The organism is Adhaeribacter aquaticus DSM 16391, assembly GCF_000473365.1.
Classification (GTDB): Bacteria; Bacteroidota; Bacteroidia; order Cytophagales; family Hymenobacteraceae; genus Adhaeribacter; species Adhaeribacter aquaticus.
Window position 1 is genome coordinate 3512333 of the sequence record NZ_KI421517.1, and the last position, 21000, is coordinate 3533332.

The 21000-nt window shown below is 37.2% G+C and carries 17 protein-coding genes; 11 read left to right on the forward strand and 6 right to left on the reverse strand.

What is annotated here, in order from left to right:
- Nucleotides 1-105 precede the first annotated feature (105 nt).
- From ADHAQ_RS0117785 to ADHAQ_RS0117795, 3 genes are all read left to right on the forward strand, one after another.
- Nucleotides 106-1209, forward strand: a complete 1104-nt coding sequence (locus ADHAQ_RS0117785) for a putative type IX sorting system protein PorV2 (RefSeq protein WP_245590634.1) — start codon at nucleotides 106-108, stop codon at nucleotides 1207-1209.
- A gap of 16 nt (nucleotides 1210-1225) precedes the next feature.
- Complete coding sequence (gene porU2 / locus ADHAQ_RS0117790) at nucleotides 1226-6289, forward strand: putative type IX secretion system sortase PorU2 (RefSeq protein WP_026464090.1); 5064 nt, start codon at nucleotides 1226-1228, stop codon at nucleotides 6287-6289.
- 351 nt (nucleotides 6290-6640) lie between these two features.
- On the forward strand, nucleotides 6641-7318 hold the full coding sequence (locus ADHAQ_RS0117795) for a hypothetical protein (protein WP_026464091.1): 678 nt from the start codon (nucleotides 6641-6643) through the stop codon (nucleotides 7316-7318).
- Between the two features lie 118 nt (nucleotides 7319-7436).
- Here the strand turns inward: ADHAQ_RS0117795 and ADHAQ_RS29045 are convergent, their stop codons facing one another.
- The 3 genes from ADHAQ_RS29045 to msrA all read right to left on the reverse strand — a co-directional run bounded on the left by ADHAQ_RS29045 (nucleotide 7437) and on the right by msrA (nucleotide 10161).
- Nucleotides 7437-7721: a tail fiber domain-containing protein gene (locus ADHAQ_RS29045; protein WP_084523891.1), complete on the reverse strand. Its 285-nt coding sequence runs from the start codon at nucleotides 7719-7721 to the stop codon at nucleotides 7437-7439.
- A 341-nt stretch (nucleotides 7722-8062) separates the two neighbouring features.
- A complete protein-coding gene (locus ADHAQ_RS0117805) occupies nucleotides 8063-9325 on the reverse strand; it encodes a hypothetical protein (protein ID WP_034256904.1) in 1263 nt (420 codons plus the stop codon).
- 281 nt (nucleotides 9326-9606) lie between these two features.
- Nucleotides 9607-10161, reverse strand: coding sequence for a peptide-methionine (S)-S-oxide reductase MsrA (gene msrA / locus ADHAQ_RS0117810; protein ID WP_026464093.1), 555 nt, complete (start codon nucleotides 10159-10161; stop codon nucleotides 9607-9609).
- 628 nt (nucleotides 10162-10789) lie between these two features.
- Between msrA and ADHAQ_RS0117815 the strand changes: the two genes are divergently transcribed.
- Both ADHAQ_RS0117815 and ADHAQ_RS0117820 read left to right on the forward strand, forming a co-directional pair.
- A complete protein-coding gene (locus ADHAQ_RS0117815; RefSeq protein ID WP_026464094.1) occupies nucleotides 10790-11344 on the forward strand; it encodes a glycine zipper domain-containing protein in 555 nt (184 codons plus the stop codon).
- 121 nt (nucleotides 11345-11465) lie between these two features.
- On the forward strand, nucleotides 11466-11924 hold the full coding sequence (locus tag ADHAQ_RS0117820; RefSeq protein ID WP_026464095.1) for a YybH family protein: 459 nt from the start codon (nucleotides 11466-11468) through the stop codon (nucleotides 11922-11924).
- A gap of 92 nt (nucleotides 11925-12016) precedes the next feature.
- Here ADHAQ_RS0117820 and ADHAQ_RS0117825 read toward each other — a convergent pair whose 3' ends face one another.
- Together ADHAQ_RS0117825 and ADHAQ_RS0117830 are read right to left on the reverse strand one after the other, a co-directional pair.
- Nucleotides 12017-12526, reverse strand: a complete 510-nt coding sequence (locus ADHAQ_RS0117825; protein WP_026464096.1) for a GAF domain-containing protein — start codon at nucleotides 12524-12526, stop codon at nucleotides 12017-12019.
- A gap of 517 nt (nucleotides 12527-13043) precedes the next feature.
- A complete protein-coding gene (locus tag ADHAQ_RS0117830; protein WP_026464097.1) occupies nucleotides 13044-13355 on the reverse strand; it encodes a hypothetical protein in 312 nt (103 codons plus the stop codon).
- A gap of 381 nt (nucleotides 13356-13736) precedes the next feature.
- Here ADHAQ_RS0117830 and ADHAQ_RS0117835 point away from each other — a divergent pair, with 381 nt between their 5' ends.
- The 4 genes from ADHAQ_RS0117835 to ADHAQ_RS0117850 all read left to right on the forward strand — a co-directional run bounded on the left by ADHAQ_RS0117835 (nucleotide 13737) and on the right by ADHAQ_RS0117850 (nucleotide 16517).
- Nucleotides 13737-14258 (forward strand): NADPH-dependent FMN reductase, encoded by a 522-nt coding sequence (locus ADHAQ_RS0117835; RefSeq protein ID WP_026464098.1) that lies wholly within the window; start codon nucleotides 13737-13739, stop codon nucleotides 14256-14258.
- A 95-nt stretch (nucleotides 14259-14353) separates the two neighbouring features.
- Complete coding sequence (locus ADHAQ_RS0117840; protein ID WP_026464099.1) at nucleotides 14354-14623, forward strand: hypothetical protein; 270 nt, start codon at nucleotides 14354-14356, stop codon at nucleotides 14621-14623.
- Nucleotides 14624-14679: 56 nt separating this feature from the next.
- On the forward strand, nucleotides 14680-15240 hold the full coding sequence (locus tag ADHAQ_RS0117845; protein WP_026464100.1) for a YceI family protein: 561 nt from the start codon (nucleotides 14680-14682) through the stop codon (nucleotides 15238-15240).
- A gap of 329 nt (nucleotides 15241-15569) precedes the next feature.
- Entirely contained in the window at nucleotides 15570-16517 is a 948-nt protein-coding gene (locus ADHAQ_RS0117850; RefSeq protein WP_051360009.1) for a helix-turn-helix domain-containing protein, read from the forward strand.
- Here the strand turns inward: ADHAQ_RS0117850 and ADHAQ_RS0117855 are convergent.
- The gene (locus ADHAQ_RS0117855) at nucleotides 16514-18154 is read right to left on the reverse strand and encodes an alpha-amylase family protein (protein WP_026464102.1); all 1641 of its coding nucleotides are present in this window, start codon (nucleotides 18152-18154) and stop codon (nucleotides 16514-16516) included. The genes ADHAQ_RS0117850 and ADHAQ_RS0117855 overlap by 4 nt on opposite strands.
- A 436-nt stretch (nucleotides 18155-18590) precedes the next feature.
- Between ADHAQ_RS0117855 and ADHAQ_RS26180 the strand changes: the two genes are divergently transcribed.
- Nucleotides 18591-19352, forward strand: coding sequence for an MBL fold metallo-hydrolase (locus ADHAQ_RS26180; RefSeq protein ID WP_034256907.1), 762 nt, complete (start codon nucleotides 18591-18593; stop codon nucleotides 19350-19352).
- Between the two features lie 226 nt (nucleotides 19353-19578).
- A complete protein-coding gene (locus ADHAQ_RS26185; RefSeq protein WP_051360010.1) occupies nucleotides 19579-20577 on the forward strand; it encodes an SMP-30/gluconolactonase/LRE family protein in 999 nt (332 codons plus the stop codon).
- Nucleotides 20578-21000 lie beyond the last annotated feature (423 nt).

Genomic DNA, 21000 nt, shown 5'->3' on the forward strand with positions numbered 1-21000 from the left:
AGATATTTTCCGTTTGAAGATTTAAATATGTTTACTTTGTATTTTAATAATAAAAATCATTTTTTAATTACTGTTAATTGATTAATATCTACACCTTTAAACTATATGTTTCTTAAAATAAGCAGGCTATGGGCCATTATAATGGTAGTAGTTTGTATACAAGTAAATGCCCAGGTAAGTGCGCCTAAATACAGCAATGAGTTCTTGAATATAGGTATAGGTGGCCGGGCCTTAGGAATGGGAAATGTACAAACGGCTATTGCCAATGACGTAACTGCTGGTTTCTGGAATCCTGCGGGACTTTTAAATCTTTCCCAAAAACATAACCTTTCCATTATGCATTCGGAACTGTTTGCGGGTATTGTCAAAAACGACTATGCATCTTATGCCATGCCCTTAGACACCAATAGTGCAATTGGCATTTCCTTAATCCGGACCGGGGTAGATGATATTGCTGATACCCGGAATTTAATTAATGAATATGGCTACATTAATTATGATAACATTACTCTTTTTTCTGTAGCTGATTATGCCTTATTGCTTTCTTATGCCCGTAAAAGTAGACTGATAAAAGGGCTGCGTTTGGGAGGAAACGCCAAAATCATTTATAGAAATGTAGGCCAGTTTGCCAACGCCTATGGCTTTGGAGTTGATTTGGGGGCCCAGTTACAAAGGCAAAATTGGCAATTTGGCTTAATGGCCAGAGATATTACCACCACTTTTAATGCCTGGGTCCATAATTCCGAAAAATTTAGCCAAACAGCTGCCATAACCGGAGACTCTTTATTAGTTAAAAACAGCATTGAAATAACATTGCCCCGGTTAATATTTGGAGTGGCCCGTAATTTTACCTTTACCAATAAAATAAATGCCTTACTGGCTGCCGATTTAGATTTTACTTTTGATGGTCGACGAAATGTATTGTTTGAAACCAGTGCTCTCTCAGTTGATCCGCATGTTGGGGTAGAAGTTAGCTACGAAAATTTGGTTTATGTTCGGGCAGGCATAAATAATATGCAGCAAATAAAAAACTTTGACCAAACCCAAACCTGGAAAACGCAGCCAAATTTTGGCGTAGGTATTGCTACCAATGGCCTTCGGTTAGATTTGGCTTTAACCCGCGTAGCTGATACCACACCTACTAATAATTATTCCAGCAATGGCCGGCTATCTTCGGTGATCGTTTCTTTAGGGTATTCTTTTAATTAAGACATAGTACAACAAAATGAGTAAACATTTTACTTTTAAATATTTATTTAAATTTTTCCTTTTAATCTGGAGCTTTATAGGTAGCCATCAATCCATGGCTCAAACCACCTATGGGAATGAGTGGATAAATTATTCGCAGAAGTACTATAAAATTCAGGTTGCAAAAAATGGAATTCATCGATTAGATTATAATTACCTTTCTCAGGCGGGTTTAGCTAATGTTGATCCTCGTAATTTCCAAATCTTTCGGAGAGGTAAGGAACAGGCTATATTTGTGAGTGGAGAAGAGGATGGGAAATTAGACAATGCTGATTATATTGAATTTTATGGAGAGCGCAATGATGGGAAAACAGATGTAGAACTTTACAAGGATCCAAGCAAAAAATTACATAGTTATTATAGTTTATATACAGATACTGCTGCTTATTTCTTAACTGTTTCAAATACTGGCGGCAGGCGTATGGTTAACCAAAATTTATCCAATGCTGGACTTTCTCAAGATCCTTTCCATATCCAATCAAGACTAGTGCTATTTACCAGTAACTATAACTTAGGATTTTATAATGGAATAAGTTATTTGCCATGGGTTAGCCAAGGAGAAGGTTTTTTTGGTCCAGGTTTTGGCGCACTCGCTAATAATCGGGCATTTAATGCAAATCCAGCCACTTTTAGAGTAGACTCACTTTTACATGTTGAACCTAATGCTCCGGACCCTAAAATTGAATTAGGATTTTCTGGGGCATATTTGCGTGACCACAACATTACAATCTCTGTTGTTACTCCCTCCGGTGCTGAAAGGCCAATTGCTGAAAATATTATTTTTGGTGCTTGGGAGTTTGCTAAAGTTAAAGCTAATCTTAGGCCCTCTGATATTAACTCTGACGGAATTTTAACAGTGAGAGTTAAAGTAAATACAATAGTAGCACAGGGTGAGTATGCAGATTTGATTATGCCTGCTTACATTAAAGTAACCTATGGACGTAAAAATGTTATAACAGGCAAACAGGCCATTATATCATTAGCAGATTCTACTAAATCAACAGATTCTTTCTTAAGTTTTGATTCATCTTTGGGAAATCTGGTAGCTTATGATATAACAGATGAAACAAGTATAATAAGAACAATTGGTAAAACAGAAGGAGGAAAGTCAAGTTTTGTTTTTGGAGGAGGGGCTGGACACCAAAGGAAAATTTTGCTCAATCCGGTTACACGTTTTTTTGTTCCCATAGCACCCAAACCCATAAACTTTAAAATATTTGACCCAACTAAGCCTAATTTCATTATTGTTAGTCATAAGGCTTTAACTAAATCCTTTTCTGATTATTCAAATCCGGTACGAGCCTATGCTGATTATAGAGCTTCAACAGCAGGAGGGAAATATGATACCTTGGTTTTTTATGCTGATCAGGTCTATGATCAATTTCATTATGGAGACCATTCTGCAGTCGCTATTCGTCGGCTGATGAATTTTTTAATAGATAAGGGGCAACCGAAGCATCTTTTTTTGATAGGTAAAGGAATTGATTTAGACCAAAATGTAGGAGGTGTAAATTATCGCCATGACCCGAATAGGTTTAGTGTAAGAGACTTAGTACCTGTTGGTGGGTCGCCTGCTTCAGATGTTATATTTACTGCTGATTTTCAAAGAGATTCTTTTTTCCCTAGAGTACCTACCGGTCGACTGGTTGCAAATAAATCTGAGGAAATAATCAATTACTTGGAAAAGGTTAAACAACACGAAACCATACCCGAGAATGCTGAATGGCGGAAAAATTTAATGCACTTAAGTGGTGGGGCCGGATTTTCCCAACAACAACAATTCTTAAACTATATAAGAACCTATCAAAGTATTGCAGAGGGACCTCTTTTAGGTGCAAATGTTCAAACGATCAGTAAATTAGGTTCTACTGAAACTTCTACATTTATTAACCTTTCTAAACAAGTAAACGCTGGCTTATCTCTGATTACATTTTTTGGCCATTCTTCCACAACTGTTGCCGATATTGATATTGGTTATGTTTCTAACCCGGTAAATGGGTATAATAACTTTGGTAAATATCCCATGATCTTGCTTAATGGGTGTCAATCTGGAAATGTTTCTTTAGGTACTAACTCCCGTACGTTTGGCGAGGATTGGATAATTACTCCAAAAAAAGGTGCCATAAACTTTTTAGCTCATTCATCTACTGGTGCGGACCTTCCTTTACATGTGTATTCCAGTAATTTTTATAATCTTGCCTTTACTAATCCAAACTTTTATGGTAAATCCATTGGACAAATAGTACAAGAAACCGCCAGACGTACAGCAAGTCGGAACGATATCGAGTACATTGTTTCTGCTATGTATATGTTATTACAAGGTGATCCGGCTATTGCCGTAGTTGGTCCTTCGAAGCCAGATTATGCAGTTGAAGCGGATAAAGTATTTTTGCGTTCCTTCACAAAAGGAGAACCCATTACAGCGACCTCTGACCGCTTTCAGGTGGTAATACCAGTAAGAAATTTTGGTAAAGCAGTAAATGAGCCATTGTCTGTTTCAATAACTATAAATAATGAAATGGTTATTGATTCTGTATTTTCTACTCCGGTTTATAATCAGGATACTTTATTCGTAAACGTCAACCGTCCGGTTAACCGGGCTGGGTTAAGTCAGTTCGAAGTTTTTGTTGACCACACCAATAAAGTTGATGAATTAGACGAGGTCAATAATAAAGGGGTATTTCAATATAACTTTCCGGCCAGCAGTGTGCGGCCATTGTGGCCCCATGAATTTGCGTTGGTAAATAAACAAAAAGTAAAACTGATGGGGCAGGCTACCGATTTGTTACAGCAAAACCGGGATTACTATTTTGAAGTAGATACGTCACCAACATTTAAAAGTACAGATAAGCAGACCCGGATAGTCAATGCCGGTATTTATCCGTCCGTACAGGTTGATTTAAAACCCAATGTGGCACCTAATGATAGTTTGGTATATTATTGGAGGTTTAGATTTAAAGAAATTGCCGCTGGTACTGATACCATTTGGGGAACAAGTTCATTCCGCTATATTCCAACCAGTCCGGAGGGGTGGTCGCAAAGTGAGTATGGCCAGCTGGTAAAAAATACTGGTTCTAGTATTAGTTTGAACGAGCAGAATAAAACCTGGGAATTTTCATCGGTTAAGAAAACTATTTCTATCAGAACCGGTGGTGGCCAGGTAAGTCCTGCTTTCCCGCCATTTGGTATTTTTGTAAATGGGGTACGGGATTTTGATAATTCCTGTGGTTTTGGAAATCCGAACGTTTTAATAAAAGTTTTCAGCAACAAAACGTTGGAGGCTTTTATTATGCCAGCAGAATTTAACGGCATGCTTTGCGGACAGACGCCTAGAGCATTTTACCAATTTAGTGACTTACGTTCGGCGCAAAATCAGGAGAATCTGCGGAAATTTTTGGAGGCGGTTCCGGCTGGCTATTTTGTAGTTTTGGGTTCCGTAAATAACGTACCTTTCTCCGGCTTTTCAGCTCCATTAAAGGAAGCTTTTCGAAAAATTGGCTCCAAATTAATTGATGATTTAGCTACAGGAAGTCCTTTTGCCATTATTGGTCAACAGGGTGCGGCTATCGGTTCGGTTCAGGAAGTTTCTGCTACAGACCAAAACGGAGTAGTAGCAGGCATGCAAACCATAGAACTAACCGGCGACATTGCTGCTCCTGGAATAAGCGGAACGATTACATCTACTTTAATAGGTCCGGCTTCTGATTGGCAAAAGCTTTTTCATACAGTACGTAACTCAGGCAAGGGGAATGATGCCTACCAGTTAAAAGTATTTGGCCTTAATTTAGAAGGTAGAAATGAAGCTGTTCTATTTGAAAAGGTAACGGACCGCGTGCTGGATATTTCGGCCATTGATGCTAAACAATATCCGTACTTACGGTTAAGCCTGGATGTAGAGGATGCTGAAGACAGAACTCCTCCTCAGCTTAGAGAATGGATGGTGCATTATACCGGTGTGCCGGAAGGGATTATCCGGACAGATACTATTGGGGTAGATAAGTACACTAACCTGGGGGCGAAGGCCGGACAGGGGAAAATTGATCTACGTTTTGCTTTCCAGAATATCTCAGAGTATGATTTCAAAGACTCGCTGGTGGCCAGATTTACTTTAATTGGGCAGAATGGATTTACCAAAGACGTAAAGATAAAGGCTTTGAACAGAAGAGATATGGTAACTTTCCCATTTGCGCTGGCCACTAATGGTTTAGCTGGCAGGTATACCCTGCGTTTAACCGTAAACCCTTTAACAAATAATCCTAACCTGCAGCCGGAGCAGTATTATTTCAATAATACTTTAGAACTGCCTTTTACCATTGGGCCTAATTTAGCTCCGGTATTGGATGTTGTTTTTGATGGACAGCACATAATGAATGGGGATATTGTTTCGCCCAACCCAATAATCAGCATGAGTTTGAAGGATGAGGATAGATTTACATTTATTAAAGATGCCAGCCAAATGGAGGTGTTTATAAAGTTGCCTAATGCTACATCCTATACTCCGGTTAACTTATCCGGAAGTGATATAAAAGTGTATCCGGCGGATGAGAAAAATGATTTCAGGTTAGAATATACTCCTAAGAATTTACCGGATGGTAAGTATTCCCTACGGGTTCAAGGAAAAGATATGGCTAACAATGCCTCTGGTTTTGATCCATACACTATTGAATTTGAAGTAATTAATGAGTTAGCGGTTACGCATTTCTATCCTTACCCTAATCCGTTTTCAAGTAAAACAAGGTTTGTATTTACTTTAACTGGTAGTACTATTCCGCAAAACATGAAAATTCAGATTATGACCATTACGGGAAAGGTAATACGGGAAATTATGAAAGAAGAGCTTGGACCTTTAAAAATTGGTAATAATATTAGTGAATATGCCTGGGACGGTACTGATGAATATGGGGATAAACTGGCCAATGGCGTTTATTTATATCGGGTAGTGATGGATACCGGCGCAGATGAATTTAAGCACCGCAAAACAAGTACTACCGCTGATAAATCCTTCAAAAAGGACTATGGGAAAATTTATATCCTACGGTAAGTTGATATCACCTGTTATTAATAAGTTTAAAAGCGCTACCCCACCGGTAGCGCTTTCTTTATAAAAAATTTTCGCACTTTCGGAAAAGCATAGGTTTTATTTATTTGTGATAAGTAGGTGAATTAGCTAAAAATTGAAAAGGGTTACTATATCTTTAATAAGTGGACTTAATCTTTTTAGAAGTAAAAAATATTTAAGAAATAAATTAGCTTTGCTAATTCTTAATATATTGGTTGTAAAAGAAAATAGTGGAATCAAGTCTATCATATTAAATCAAGTTTTATAAAAAAACGTATTAAATATTAAAATATCTGAATTTAACCTGAACCTCCCCCCAGAAATAAGAATTTTATGAAGGCATTGGCTTTAAGTATTTTATTTTTCTTAATCCTGATTTTTTCTTTAAAGGCACAGCAGCCAGGTACTTCTGGTGCACCTACTGTTCCGCAAACCTTGCAGCAGCAATTTAATACCATTAAAAACCGCTCTGCTTTTCAGCCGGAAAGCCGTGATTTTAAAATAGTACGGATTACCAGATTAGATAATTTCTGGCAAAACGTTCAGGATTCTTTAAAGGTACGGGAAAGCAAAATCCGGCAAGCAGGTAAATCTACGGCGCAGGCCTTACAGAATGCCAATACTAGAATTGCTACATTAGAGAATGAATTAGAAGCATTAAAGCAGGAAAATGCGCAGAAAGAACAGCAAATTCAAAAGACGGCACATGATGTAGCCAGTCTGTCTTTTTTAGGTATTGCTATTAATAAACAATTGTATGTAGTGTTAAGCTGTATTGTTATTTTAGGGTTAATTGTATTGGCAGCGGTATTTGCTTATTTATACAAGAATAGTCAGCAAATTACAGATGAAAAAATAAAGTCTTACGAAGAAATCAGCCAGGAATACAAAGAGCATAAGCAACATGCCCGGGAAAGGGAAACTAAAATAAAACGTGATTTGCAAACAGAAGTAAATAAAGTAGATGAATTGAAACAGGAAATTGCTAATTTAAAAAAACAAATTTCCTGATCGAAGAATATTTAAAGCATAAACAAGGCAACTACATCAGTTGCCTTGTTTATGCTTTAAATTAGAAACTTTACTTCGCTTTAGTATTAAGCTGGCGTTTCATTTCATCAATTTGTTCCTACTGTTCTTTAATGGCAGCTACTAAAATCGGTATCAAACCTTTCAAATCTGTATTTTTAAAGGTGGCACTCCGATAGGTATTTTTGCCAATTATAATGGATTGCGATTTTGTTCTAACTAACTCCGGCAATACCTTCTGAAAATCTTCTGTAATAAAACCATATTGTTTACCTGCCGGAAGTTTAAGTTTGCTGTATTTGTCTTTGTTGTATTCAAATTTTTTCAGTTCCAGCTTCTGTAGGTAAGCTAATGCATTGGGAACCGGTTCTACATTTTTTTTTATTCCTGATCCAGTAGACTTTGGCTAAAACCTAAAAAGCCCGATGTTAAAAAGGGTGTCAAAGTAATTATCTTTTTAAAATTATATTTGTTCTCATAACAATTGATTACAAAATATAAATATTTTTATAACCCAAAGTTATGAGTTAAGAATTTGAAAATAATTATAAGGAATTTAAAATTTGGTTAATCGGATTTATGAGCTTAATAGCTAGTTTGAAGCCTCAATAATAGCTTTGTAATTAACGGTAAAAATTTTAATGTACTTCTTAATAATTGTACTAAATAATGATGTCAACTTAAATTTTTAGGAAAGCTAAGGCGATTGAGTGTTGTTCTTATATATTAGGTCTTGGGCTTTTTTTTCTTAGCTGCCGGAAATAAAATATTATTTAAAATTAAGCGATAGCCGGGAGAGTTTGGGTGGAAGGAAAGGTCTGTTGGGTTTTGATCTCCGCGAGGTTGGTAAGCTTCCGGATCATGTCCTCCATAAAAGGTGAAGGTACCCTTACCAACAGTACCATTCATATATTTAACTTCATTTTCTGATTTCGTTTCCCCCATTATGTTGACTTCTGACTTTATCTGGTTTCGTTTAAAAGCGGTAGTTTGACCCATGAAACCCTTTATGGTTTTCTCATGATTCTGCGTAAGCATAGTAGGTATGGGATCCCATTTAGCGGAGAAAGTAAATAGCTGAAAGAAATCGTTATCCCGGTATACACTTCTTTCGTGCCTTTGCTTATCTATACTGGAAAACTCTCCTTCGTACGGGTCGGTAAACACAACAAAGTCCTTGAAAGCGAATGTTTTGCTGTAATCCAATTTTTTTTGGGCTTGTGGGTCAGCGTCATCACCGTCGTATCGGGAACTGACAATATCGACTCCTTCGGCCGATAAAGCAATATCATAGGTATCGGTAGCAGAGCACATTGCAAACATAAATCCGCCGCCGGCCACAAATTCTTTTATTTTCTTCACAACACCTAATTTCATTTGGGAAACTTTAGAAAAGGCATATTTTTTAGTGATGCTTTCTGCTTCTTCCCGCTCTGCCTGCTGGCGGGCAAAATTGCGGCGCCCCATAGTTTTGCCAAATTGCCCGGTAAAATCTTCATGATGCAAGTGCAGCCAATCGTATTTTAATAACTTTTTATCTAATACCTCCTCATCAAAAACCAAATCGTAAGGAATTTCGGCGTAAGTCATTACCAAGGTAACGGCATCTTCGAAGGCTAAAGCTGTTTTAGGGGAATAAACGGCTATTTTAGGTTCCTTTTCCAGTTTCATCACATCCATATTAACCTCCGGATTGCTAATTTGGGTAACAATGGCCTGATATTGGGCATCCGATAAAACACTATAGGTAATCCCTCTGGCTACAATTTCATTTTCAATTAAAGGAGCGTGTTTAAAGGCGAAGGAACCACCTTTATAATTTAATAACCAATCCACTTCCTGCTGGTGTTGCAGTACCCAATAGGCAATGCCGTAAGATTTTAGGTGGTTTTTCTGCGTCTCATCCATAGGAATGAGGATTTGCGAAGCTTTGGTAGGAAGGACCAAAGGAAGAAAAAGAGCCAGGAAAAAAGTAATGCGTTTTATCATAGTACTTTAGATTGTAACGCGTGTAACCAAATTTACTATTTTTTCCTTTTAAATGATTAAAAAGCATAGAATTATTTACTTCATAACCAGTTACTTAATTTTTAATTGAAGATACAATCCAATGCCACTCTTTGGCAGTAACTAATAAGGTAGGCAGGTTTAGGAAAGAAATATTAAAAAGGGTTTGTAAAGGTTATTAACAGTAAAATACAACCATTAAAGAAAGCTTTAGTTTTCTTTAATGGTTGTTGGGCAGAATGTCATGTTAAGGAAAACTAGTTTTAGCTTTTCTGCCAGAGCCTTTCCAGGAAACCTGCCCGGCCAGAGCCAATGCTATACCGGTTGTAGTGCGATGGGTTTTTCTTGTAATAATCTTGGTGGTATTCTTCGGCCGGATAAAATGGTTTAGCCGGCAAAACAGGCGTGGCAATCGGATGACCAGCAAATGGCCCTATTTTACCTAACTCTATTTTTGATTGCACTGCAAGTTGTTTTTGTTCTTCTGAATGATAAAATATAGCGGTTTTGTACGAACTTCCCCGGTCACCGAATTGTCCTCCCGGATCGGTAGGATCAATAGACTGCCAGAATATAGCTAATAATTCAGGGTAGGAAATAAGAGCTGGATTATAGGTTATTTGTACCGCCTCGTAATGGCCGGTTGTTTCAGAGCAGACTTGCTCATAGGTTGGATTTGGCAAATCGCCTCCCGTATAGCCAGAAATTACTTTTATTACCCCCGGCCAGGTATCAAAAGGTTTTACCATACACCAGAAACATCCTCCGGCAAAGGTTGCTAGTTCAGGACTTTGGTTTTGTTCTAAAGTATTTTCCATTATTAAATAGGACAGGTTTTCGGCTTCTAAATTAAGATATAAATAATCTAAAGTTTAATTAACTTAAAATTATCGTAAGGTTAGTTATTTTTATCATTTAACGGGGAGCCCGAAAAACAGTTAATTGTAAAAGCCTAACCTAAGCCTTTCTGGTACCTGTATTCATATAGTTAATGTTATGAATCTATTCTTTGAATATAGCTACCATTTATTCATAAATAGCAAGAGTTAATATATAGGGGGGTAGAAAGGAAACTAGTCCTAAAAATTAATTTTAAAATTTACATGCTGAAAAACACCAGGACATGATTTTAAACAATTTATTAATCACTTAAATCTAGCTCTAAAAATCAAATTATAATCTGAATAAAAATTTTAAAACTATAGGAATATTTTAGGTAAACAAAAACCTAATTATAGCTCATAATCATCCTTTTCAGGTACTAATAAATAAAAAATTGCGTATGGTGAAAAAAAAAGTTTATTTGATAAGGTATTGAAAATTAAATAGTTATAAAAATATAGTGATTGGTATAGATCGGTGTAGTTTCTTCATCCGTATAAAATGGCACGGTACTTGGAAATTGATAGACAAGTATGTTATTATTCTAACTTTAAGTTATCAGTCATGAAAAAGGTAAGTTATATTTTAAGTTTGGTTTTAATGGTAGCCATCTTATTAACAAGTGCTGTGTACGCCCAGGATAGAAAGGGATGGAGTCCGCAGGCAAAAGGAACGGTAATTGGTGCGGGTGCAGGCGCGCTGGGTGGTGCTGTAATTCATAAACGCAACCGTGCTGTAGGTGGTGTTGTTGGGGGTGTAGTTGGTGGTGCTGCCGGTTATGCCATAGGTAAACATACCGATAATAAAAGAAAAGAAGCTGCCAGGGTAGCCGCTGCTAACAGAGCTGCTGCTGCCAGAGCTGCTGAGCGAAGAGCGTCTACCAGTAGAGTTGCTGTGGCAAAACGTAATCAGTCTTCCAGAAGTGCCCAAGCTGTAAATGCTGCAGTTCCGGCCGCTGCTGCTTATGCTGCCTATAATGCAGCTCAACCTGCTACTATGTATGATGCCTACGGAAATCCAATTCCACAGGTAATGAATACTGCTTATTTGCCAAATCCATCATTTGGCGATCCTTCTAAACCTTATTCCCAATACGAGTACAGAAGAAAAAGCTGGTAATCTTTTTACTACTGCTAATAAAAAACCCAAGCTAATTTAGCTTGGGTTTTTAATAACACCGTATAAGACCCATATTAAGATATTCTAATATTATATTATTCATCTAATGATACCTGAATCTATGAGAACCTTACTTTCTTTTTTATTGGTGATTGTTTTATTTTCTTCTTGTTCTAAAATGGACAAAGAAGTAAATATTTCTGAACTTAATCAACAATTTATAAGTGCCTGGAATAACAAAGATGCCGATAAAGTAATCTCTTTTTTATCAGATGATGTGCTGTTTCTGCAAGCGAATACCCAATATAAAGGCAAAGCTGAAGTATCAGATAAATGGGTGCGCGAAACGATGCCCACCATCCGAAATTTAAAAACTTATTCTTTAAATACTGGCTCCGATTCTAAAATAGCTTATGAAGGAGGTACTTTTTCGGTAGATGTTTTGCCTACAGCTCCTAATGAACCAATGGCTACCGGAGAAGGTAATTATATTCTTTTATGGAAAAAAGGAGAGGATGGTAATTGGAAATTAAATTATGCGCAGTTAGAGGATCTGCCTTTACGCATTAAAACACAATAAAAACCAAATAAAAGAAAGACCTCTTTATTAATAAAGAGGTCTTTCTTTTATTTGCTATAATTACTTGGTTTAACAGAATATATTTTTTAAATCTACTGTTTATCTTTTTCAATTTCTTCCATAACCACAGCAGCTAAACTTTCCAGCATTTTTTGGTCAGAAGCAGAAAATTCTCTTGGTTTTTTATCTATAATGCAAACGGCTCCAATATTATAACCACTAGAAGTTTTTAAAGGTGCTGCTGCATAAAATTGTAATCCAAAATCCCCGGTTACCAAAGGGTTGGCCAGCAAACAAGGTTCTTCTTTAGCATCCTCAAAAGCAGTTACATTATCATTGAGGATAGCCAGGGAGCAAAGGCTGGTGCCTCTGGGTACTTCCGTTACCCCGTCCATGCCTACACCTGCTTTGGTCCGGACATAATCTTTATCCACGAAGTTAACCAAGGCAATCGGTACATTAAACAAACGCGAAGCAATAGCTGCAATATGTTTAAAAGGCCCATGTTCATCATAAGATCCCAATATATTCAGATTATGCAGGTTAGCCAACCGCTCTTCTTCATCTGATGGTATAATGGGTTTTCCAAAGGTATTTTCCATTCTTTAAATTTTAATCAAATAAAGGAATATTTACAATTCCTTTTAAATATTGTTATTTAAACTTTACGTAAAATGTAGTTTTAAGTACGTTTGATATAATGCTTTTACTTCTTTTTAATTAGTAATATTATAATTTGCTAAACACCAGCGCCAAGCCATTAACAAAGTTTTCTTATTCAGTATTATAAGTAAAAGATTAGTTGTTTTAACCTCGGTTATGAAGTACTTTATAAGGCTTAACCGCCTACTTCTATATTTGTTTTAAGAATAGATAAGGAAGTTGAAAACATGAAAAACAAAATTTAAATTAGGAATCTTCTAATGCAGATCTCACTACACTAACTTATTTCGTCGAAATCCTAACAACTCTGGTAAGCTGAGTAAATATAGTTATCCTTTTAAGTTTGGGTGGGTGCCTATTGATAAAAATGGTTAATAAATAAATTCAACCAAACCGTAAATTGGGAAGAAATGCCAATACTGAATGGTAGGAATTACCTGTTTTTAGCAAATATTCCTAATTGCAATTAATAGTGGGGTATATTAGGTCTGTTTTACTTTTGTTATATTCTACCAAGTCCTTCATAAACTCTACATGCAACATTTTAATGCTGCCAGACTTGTGCCCCATAATTTTTAAGTATTCACCTAAAACCTTAATCCGCATGAGGTAGGGTAAGGAGCTACTCTTTTCCAGAAGAATTAAAATGTCCTGGTGCACCTTTTTAAGCTCCCTAAATTTTAAAGAGTAATTTTCAATATTTTTTAAAAGCTTCTCTACTATAGGCGTGAAGCTGGCTTCCGTCAATTCTTGTATGTCATTTTTCATACAACCCCCTTTTAAAATATAACTACAAGTAAGTTAAGCATTTACTTTTATAAATATTTTATGTAAAAATCCTGATTTTCAAGGGTATATATACTTATTGTTTAATTCATTAGTGTTTTTCTATATTCTAAAGAGGTTTTTATAAGAAATTAATTGAAGAAATACCAGTAGGAGCCATTAAATAGAAACCTGTTTTAAAGTTAGGAATCCTTAAAACTATCTCTTTATTAATTGGGAGAGAGCATCCGTGGAATTGGTCTTTTTTACCGAAGTATAGGAATTGTTGAGGCGCTTATTCAGCCGTAATTTTGCACTCAGTTTAGGAATAAAAAAGAAATACTTAGTTATTCTTTTTACACCAATTCATTCAATAAAAAATATATGCTTACAATTATTTCAGGAACAAATAGACCAGGAAGTAACGCCCTGCGCGTTGCCAACTATTATAAAAAGCGATTAAAAGAAAAAGGTCATGAGGCCAATATACTTTCTTTAACAGAATTGCCAGGTACTTTAATAGAATCGGACCTGTATGGTAACAGAAGTCAGGAGTTTGCTAAAATTCAGGAAACAGTATCTAATTCAGAGAAGTTTTTATTTGTAATACCCGAGTATAATGGCAGTTTTTCTGGTGTTCTTAAAACCTTTGTGGACGCATGTGAGTTTCCGGCCAGCTTTTATGATAAAAAAGCAGCTTTGGTAGGTGTATCCTCTGGGCGGCAAGGTAATCTGCGTGGGGTAGACCATTTTACCGGAGTAGCTAACCACATGCATTTACACGTTTTGCCCCTTAAAATGTATTTAGCTGGGGTAGAAGCCGAATTAGACGATAACAATAATTTACATAAAGAAGAAACCGTAAAATTTACGGATGAGCAAATAGATAAATTTATTGCTTTTTAATCTAAAGGGTATAGTGTTTAAGATGCTTTGCCCTTTACTTTAAATTTTAAACAAGCAATAATGCTAGTTTTATATAACCTGGAGGTGGTTTTGCTATGTATGATGTTCGAAATGTAATAAGATTTGAGCTTGCTCAGCTGGTAAGTGGTTATAGGCAGGTAGAGCTTTGTAAAGTACTTTTTAGTCAATCTTTCCAACAACTGGAACTTGGCTTGGTGGATGTGGTTGACTTCCTGAAAGTGATAGAAAAAATATACCAAATCCAGATTCCTAATAAGGGGCTAATTCATTCAATAGAAGATTTGGTTAGCCTGATATGCGGAGATAATTTAGTTGCTAATCTTTTTACGAGTAAAGGCCAGTAATTATCTCAGAAGCGTTTTTTTCGTAAAAGTGTATATACATTAAATTTGAAAGTAATATGGAAATGACGAAATGGGTAATTGATTCTGCACATTCTGAAGTGCAATTCAAGGTAAAATACCTGGTAATATCTAAGCTAACTGGTTCCTTTACCAATTTCCATGGAGGTGCAACTGTTTATGGCGATCAGGGTTTTGATAATGCCGAAATCCATTTTACGCTGGATGTAAACAGTGTTAATACAAATCTGGAAGCCAGGGATAAACATTTAAGATCCGGCGAATTTTTCGATGCTACTAACCACCCGCAAATAAGCTTTCAGTCAACTACGTTCAAAAAAGTTAAAGGCGATTTATACCATTTATTGGGCTATCTTACTATTAAGGGCATCACCAAACTAGTGGAACTCGATGCGGAGTTTGGTGGAATTATCAAGGATCTGGAAGGAAATACAAGAGCAGGTTTTGAAGTAAGTGGTAGCATTAGCCGGTGGGAATTTGGACTTACTTTCAATCCTATTACCGGTACGGGTGGTATGGTATTGGGAGAAGAAATAAAACTGATAGCTAATATTCAACTGGTGCAGGAAGTAGAAGCTCTTCAGGAAAAGTCTGTTTAACGGAGATGGCTTATTGTTTATTTTATCATAAAAACAATAAGGGGAGGTAGTGAGGGGCAATTAAAATTTGTTACCAAGAAAGGATTGTAGTTCTTTAAAAATTAATTTGACCTGAAAGGCTCCTTATTTTATAAAATAAAAGAATTAATAACCAGTATTTCTAGGGGTAGTGGGAGGTAGCAGGTAGGCTGTTTAGTAAATCTATCTGGCCGATATTAAGTATTATAAGGGGCTTTTCAACCCCACATTTAAAACTTCTGCCAGACTACTTGCTACTGGATATAATAAGAAAAGGAATTCCATCTAATTTTTAAATATCAAACAGCTTCATGATCAATATTCAGAATGGTCAGCAGGAAATTGCTCCCAAATTAGATATTAAATCTACTATCCGGTATTATTTATCCCAAAAGCGAGCAGCTCCTCAGACTTTTGGGATGAACAAATATCAGAACCTGAATTACGGAGGAGATTTTGCTATTTTGAGTAATGAAGGGGGAACTCAAAATGGCACTCCCATTAAAACAGATCACTACGCCTTAATTTTATGTTTAAGTGGTACCAGTACCAAAACGGTAGGTCAATTTACTTTCCTGGTTAAGCCTCAAACTATTCATTTAATCTCGCCCAATACCATTAATTCTTTTGAGGATTCTTCGGAAGGCTTGTTATTATACATGTTTCTCTTTAAACGGGAGTTTCTCGACGAAAGCTTTATCAACGATTCAGTAGTAAATAACTTGTTGCAGATGAATCCGGATTATCCTCCAATTTACGATCTGGACAGTTACAGCTTTGAGGCCATGAAACAGGGACTGGAAAAAATAAATAACGAATTTGAAAAAGGTGGCGCTTTTCATTTAAATATTATTCGTTTACAGGCTTTACAACTGCTTTACGAAATGAACCGGGCTTGCGAGGCATGTTTGCTAAGTTATACTAAGCATATGAACCGCCAATACCAATTAACTCATGCCTTTAAAATATTGGTAGAAAAGCATTTCTTAACAAAACGAACCGTTCAGGAGTATGCTGACTTGCTTTACATATCAGCCAAACACCTGAGCGAATCTGTAAAAAAAGAAACCGGTGAAAGTGCTTTGGAAATCATTCACCGGCGATTGTTACGTGAAGCCCAATACCTGATCACTTATTCTGAACTTAGCATAAAAGAAATTGCTGATCATCTGGAATTTGATACCGCCTCTCATTTTAGCCGGTTTTTTAAACTTAAAACTGGCTTAAATCCAAAGCATTATAGTACGGCAACCCATTAGAATAAATAGCTAAGGTCTTCTGTTTTAAACCAGCGGTACCCATAGGCGTCCAGGGTTATTTTATGTAAACCATTGGCATCCGCTACACTATGATTAGAAGCCATTAAATCGGTTAATTTTTCAGGCTGCTGTTGTTTTAAGTCCAGTATTACCTCGTAAGGCTTTTCATCAAAGTTATGCAAAATAATAAGCGACTGGTTTTTCCAGTTATAATGCATGGTCAGGACGGAAGAAACATTGGTTTTCAGGACTTGCCACTTGCCCCAACCTATTGCCGGACATTCTTTTCGCAACCTGATTAAAGCTCCCATCCAGTTATAAAGAGAATGCGGATCGCGTTTCTGGGCCTCTACATTAACATGTAAGTAACTATAAGGACCTTCCTCTATAACCGGGTGTATTAATTGGTCGGCTTTGGAAAACCCAGCTTGAGGATCATCTGACCAATGCATAGGGGTTCTTACTGCTTCTCTTTCTGGTAAGTCCAGGTTGTCGCCCATGCCAATTTCATCGCCGTACCGGATAACCGGTGTGCCCGGCAGGGAAAACATTAAACTATAAGCTAATTCCGTATGTGCCCGGCTTCCCAACATAGCTGAAAGGCGCCTTCTAATGCCTCTGTCATACAGTTGCATGTTGGGTTCAGGTCCGAAGCGGGCAAATACCTTCTGTCGCTGTTCTTCCGTTAGCCGTCCCAAATCTAATTCATCGTGGTTTCGCAAAAACTGAGCCCACTGAGAGGTAGGAAAAAGCTCCTGAGTAGCTATTAATGCTTCTGTTAAAGATGCAATATCGCCACTTGCTAAGGCATAAAATAAATGCTGATTTACATAAAAATTAAACATCAGGTGAATACCATCGCCTTCTTCCCCAAAATAATGAACATTATCTTTGGGCAGTACATTGGCTTCTCCTAATAATACGCCGTCGCCGCGACGCCATTGCAGAAAGCGGCGCATCTCCCTTAAATATTCAAAATTCATAGTGGGCTCGGCACTTCCCGGGGCTGGCGTCTCCAGAATAAAAGGTACAGCATCTACCCGGAAACCGGCAACTCCCAATTGTAACCAATAACCCATTATGCGCCTGATCTCCGTTCTTACTTCCGGATTTTCCATGTTTAAATCGGGCTGATGCGCGAAGAACCGATGATGGTAATACGCTTTGGCTTTTTTGTCGTAAGTCCAGGTCGTTGTTTGTACTCCCGGAAATACCATGCCTTCATCCGCATCCGATGGTTTTTTATCTGACCAAACATACCAATTGTGGTAGCGGGCGTTTTTACCCGTGCGTGCGTTCTGAAACCAAGGATGCTGATCGGAAGTATGATTAACAACTAAATCAATAATAACCTTCATTCCCCGCTTTTCGGACTGGTGGATAAATTCAACAAAACTGCCACTGGAACCATGACGAGGATCTACGCCATAATAATCAGCTATATCGTAGCCGTTATCTTTATTGGGGGTAGGCTGAAATGGCGCCAGCCAGATGGTATCCACCCCCAACGCCTGTAAATAATCTAACCGCTGGCATAATCCTTCAAAATCACCAACCCCGTTGCCGTCGCCGTCCATGAAGGTTTCCAGGTCCAGGCTATATATAATGGCATTTTTGTACCAAAGGTCTTCAATCATTCTTTTTTAATTTATTTTAGGGGGTATACTTATAAAAGATCCTTAAAAGTTGTAAAGAGGGAAAAGAAAGTTGAGCTTCTAGAGTTTTTTTAACTTAACGTTTAGTATTTCAAAGAAATAGTATTGGTTTCAAAAGTCTTCTTTAACAGAGTAAGGTAGAAATCTTATAGGATCATATAATATGTGTATAAAATCCAAGAAGCAGAGGCTGTTTGATTTATTATTAAATAGATGAAACAGCTTCTGCTCGGTGTTTTCACCAGCAAGTAGCTATCTGAAATTTTGTAATTGGTGGCTATAGTACCTCCATGGGCGCCTGATCTTGATACGAACAGGATAGCTAAACAGCTCACAATGAATAAGTTTTATTAGGTTTAACAGCAGGAGTAATAGTAAAAATTTGTACCTTAAGGTGTTTAATATAAACGCATTAGGTATGTATAAAATAGATGAAATCGCTCCTGATGTTTACCGGATTTCAGTGTTTGTTCCTGATTTCCAGTTACAGTTTAATCATTTCCTAGTAAAGGACGACGAGCCATTACTTTTCCATGCTGGCTTAAAGCAAATGTTTCCTCTTTTATTAGAGGCAGTACAAACATTGATTGATCCCCGGCTAATTAGGTGGGTAGGTTTCAGTCATTTTGAGGTAGATGAGTGTGGGGCCTTAAACGAGTGGTTACAAATTGCACCGAATGCCAGGGCTGTTTGTAGCGAGGTAGGGGCATTAGTCAATATGAGCGATTTTGCAATACGACCTGCGCTGGCCTTACAACGGAATGATATTCTCCAGACTGGTACCCGAAAATACCGGTTTATTCCAACGCCCCACTTGCCTCATGGTTGGGATGCTGGGGTTATGTTTGAAGAAACTGAAAAGACTTTATTATGTTCTGATTTGTTTCACCAGAACGGAGACCAGGTAGCCCTTACAGATAAAGATATACTGGAAGCGCATAAACATTCCTTGTTATTTTATGAAGCAGGTCCGTTGATGGATTACACGCCTTACAACCATAAAACAAAGCAAATGCTTTACGAGCTGGCTGCTTTACGACCCAAAACCTTGGCCACCATGCACGGCTCTTCTTATAATGGGGATTGTTCTAAGATTCTCAGAGATTTAGATGATGTAATGAAAGAGGTTTGGGGAGACCATTTATCCTTTTATCAGCAAGTAAATAATTTACACCCATAAATAGAAGACCTTATACATTTAGCAGTTGGGTTGGATGAGACTTATTGTAAAATACAGGGTTGAAAGGAAAAGGCTTCGCTTCGCATTAATAAAATATCGGGAAGAAGTATTAACAGAAAAGGCAGACAACTTAAATCTTATTTTGGCAATAAATGCTGGCTTAAGCTCTTAAAACAAAATACAGCCTCAACAGTAGAACTACTGATTATAAACAAAAGCTACTGTTATGGATGCTACAGGAATAACTAAAGTTGCTTCCTTCAAAGGAGTTCAGATTACCGGTGTTACCATAAGCCAAAACGGCCGGTTGTTTGCTAATTTTCCGCGTTGGCACGACAACCTCCCATTCTCGGTAGTGGAGGTGTTCTCTAGTGGGGAATATAAACCCTATCCAGATGAAAGCTGGAATACCTGGAATGGCCATCCGGAAGAAAATAAATTTACTTGTGTCCAATCAGTAATTGCTCATAAGAACTCTTTATTTGTGCTGGATCCGGCAAGTCCGAAAATGAAAGGTGTAATAGGCAATGCCATGCTGTATGAGTTTGACCTGGCTACGAATATACTCCTGAACAAATGGATTTTTGACAAAACCGTTGCTCCCGAAAAGTCTTATTTAAATGATTTACGGATAGACCAAGAGGCAGGTAAAATTTATATTACCGAATCAGGCCTTGGGGCTATATTGGTATTGGACATGAATACCGGTAAAATAAGGCGGTTGCTGGAGAATCATTTTTCAACTAAATCCGAAGCTATCTGGCTCACGGTAGAAGGGCAGCATTGGGTAAAAGGGGGGGAGAAACCGCACATTCACGCCGATGGAATAGCGCTTTCTAATGATCAGCAATATTTATATTACCATGCCTTAACAGGTTATGGATTATACCGTATTCCTACTGAAGCTTTAAACAACGAAAGTTTAGATAAGGAGGCTCTTGCGGAATACATAGAAAGTTTAGGCAACACACCTGCACCAGACGGTATGGTATTTGACCAGCAAGGAAATTTGTATTTAGGTGACCTGGAAAGAAATGCCATTATGTATCGGACACCAGAAGGAGAATTAAAGACCTTAGTACAGGATACTGCTATTAAATGGCCCGATACCTTTACTATTGATAGTCAGAATCAATTCTACTTCACCACTTCGCGTATTCATGAAATGGAGGGAGATATTTCACAGTTAGAATTTAATATTTTAAAAGTACCTATTCTGGGGTAAATTAAAAACGATTGTTATTTATTAAGTGACAATTATGAAATAATTAATTGAGATTTCTCCCATAAAAAAAGACTACCCAAAGTAGTCCTTTATAGGAGAGTCTGTACAACGGCAACCGCATATTGTTTCAGGATCAGGTCTTTAAGAAAAAGCTGGTTATTGGTTACGGTGTTGGAACCCACAAATAATTAATAATGCAAACAAAGTAATAACACCCATAAGAATAGTTTCTGTTGTAATTTTTTAATAAATAGAATTAGTTAGCTACACACCTGTTACGGGGGTAAACGTTTTAAGTTCGCAGACACATGGTCTGACCATATTTCCTTTTCCTTAATTATCTGAGACTGAATGAATCAAAACGTTAATAATATTTAATGTTTTATTTGCTCCAGTGGGCTCTCAGCCCATATTTTAGTTTAA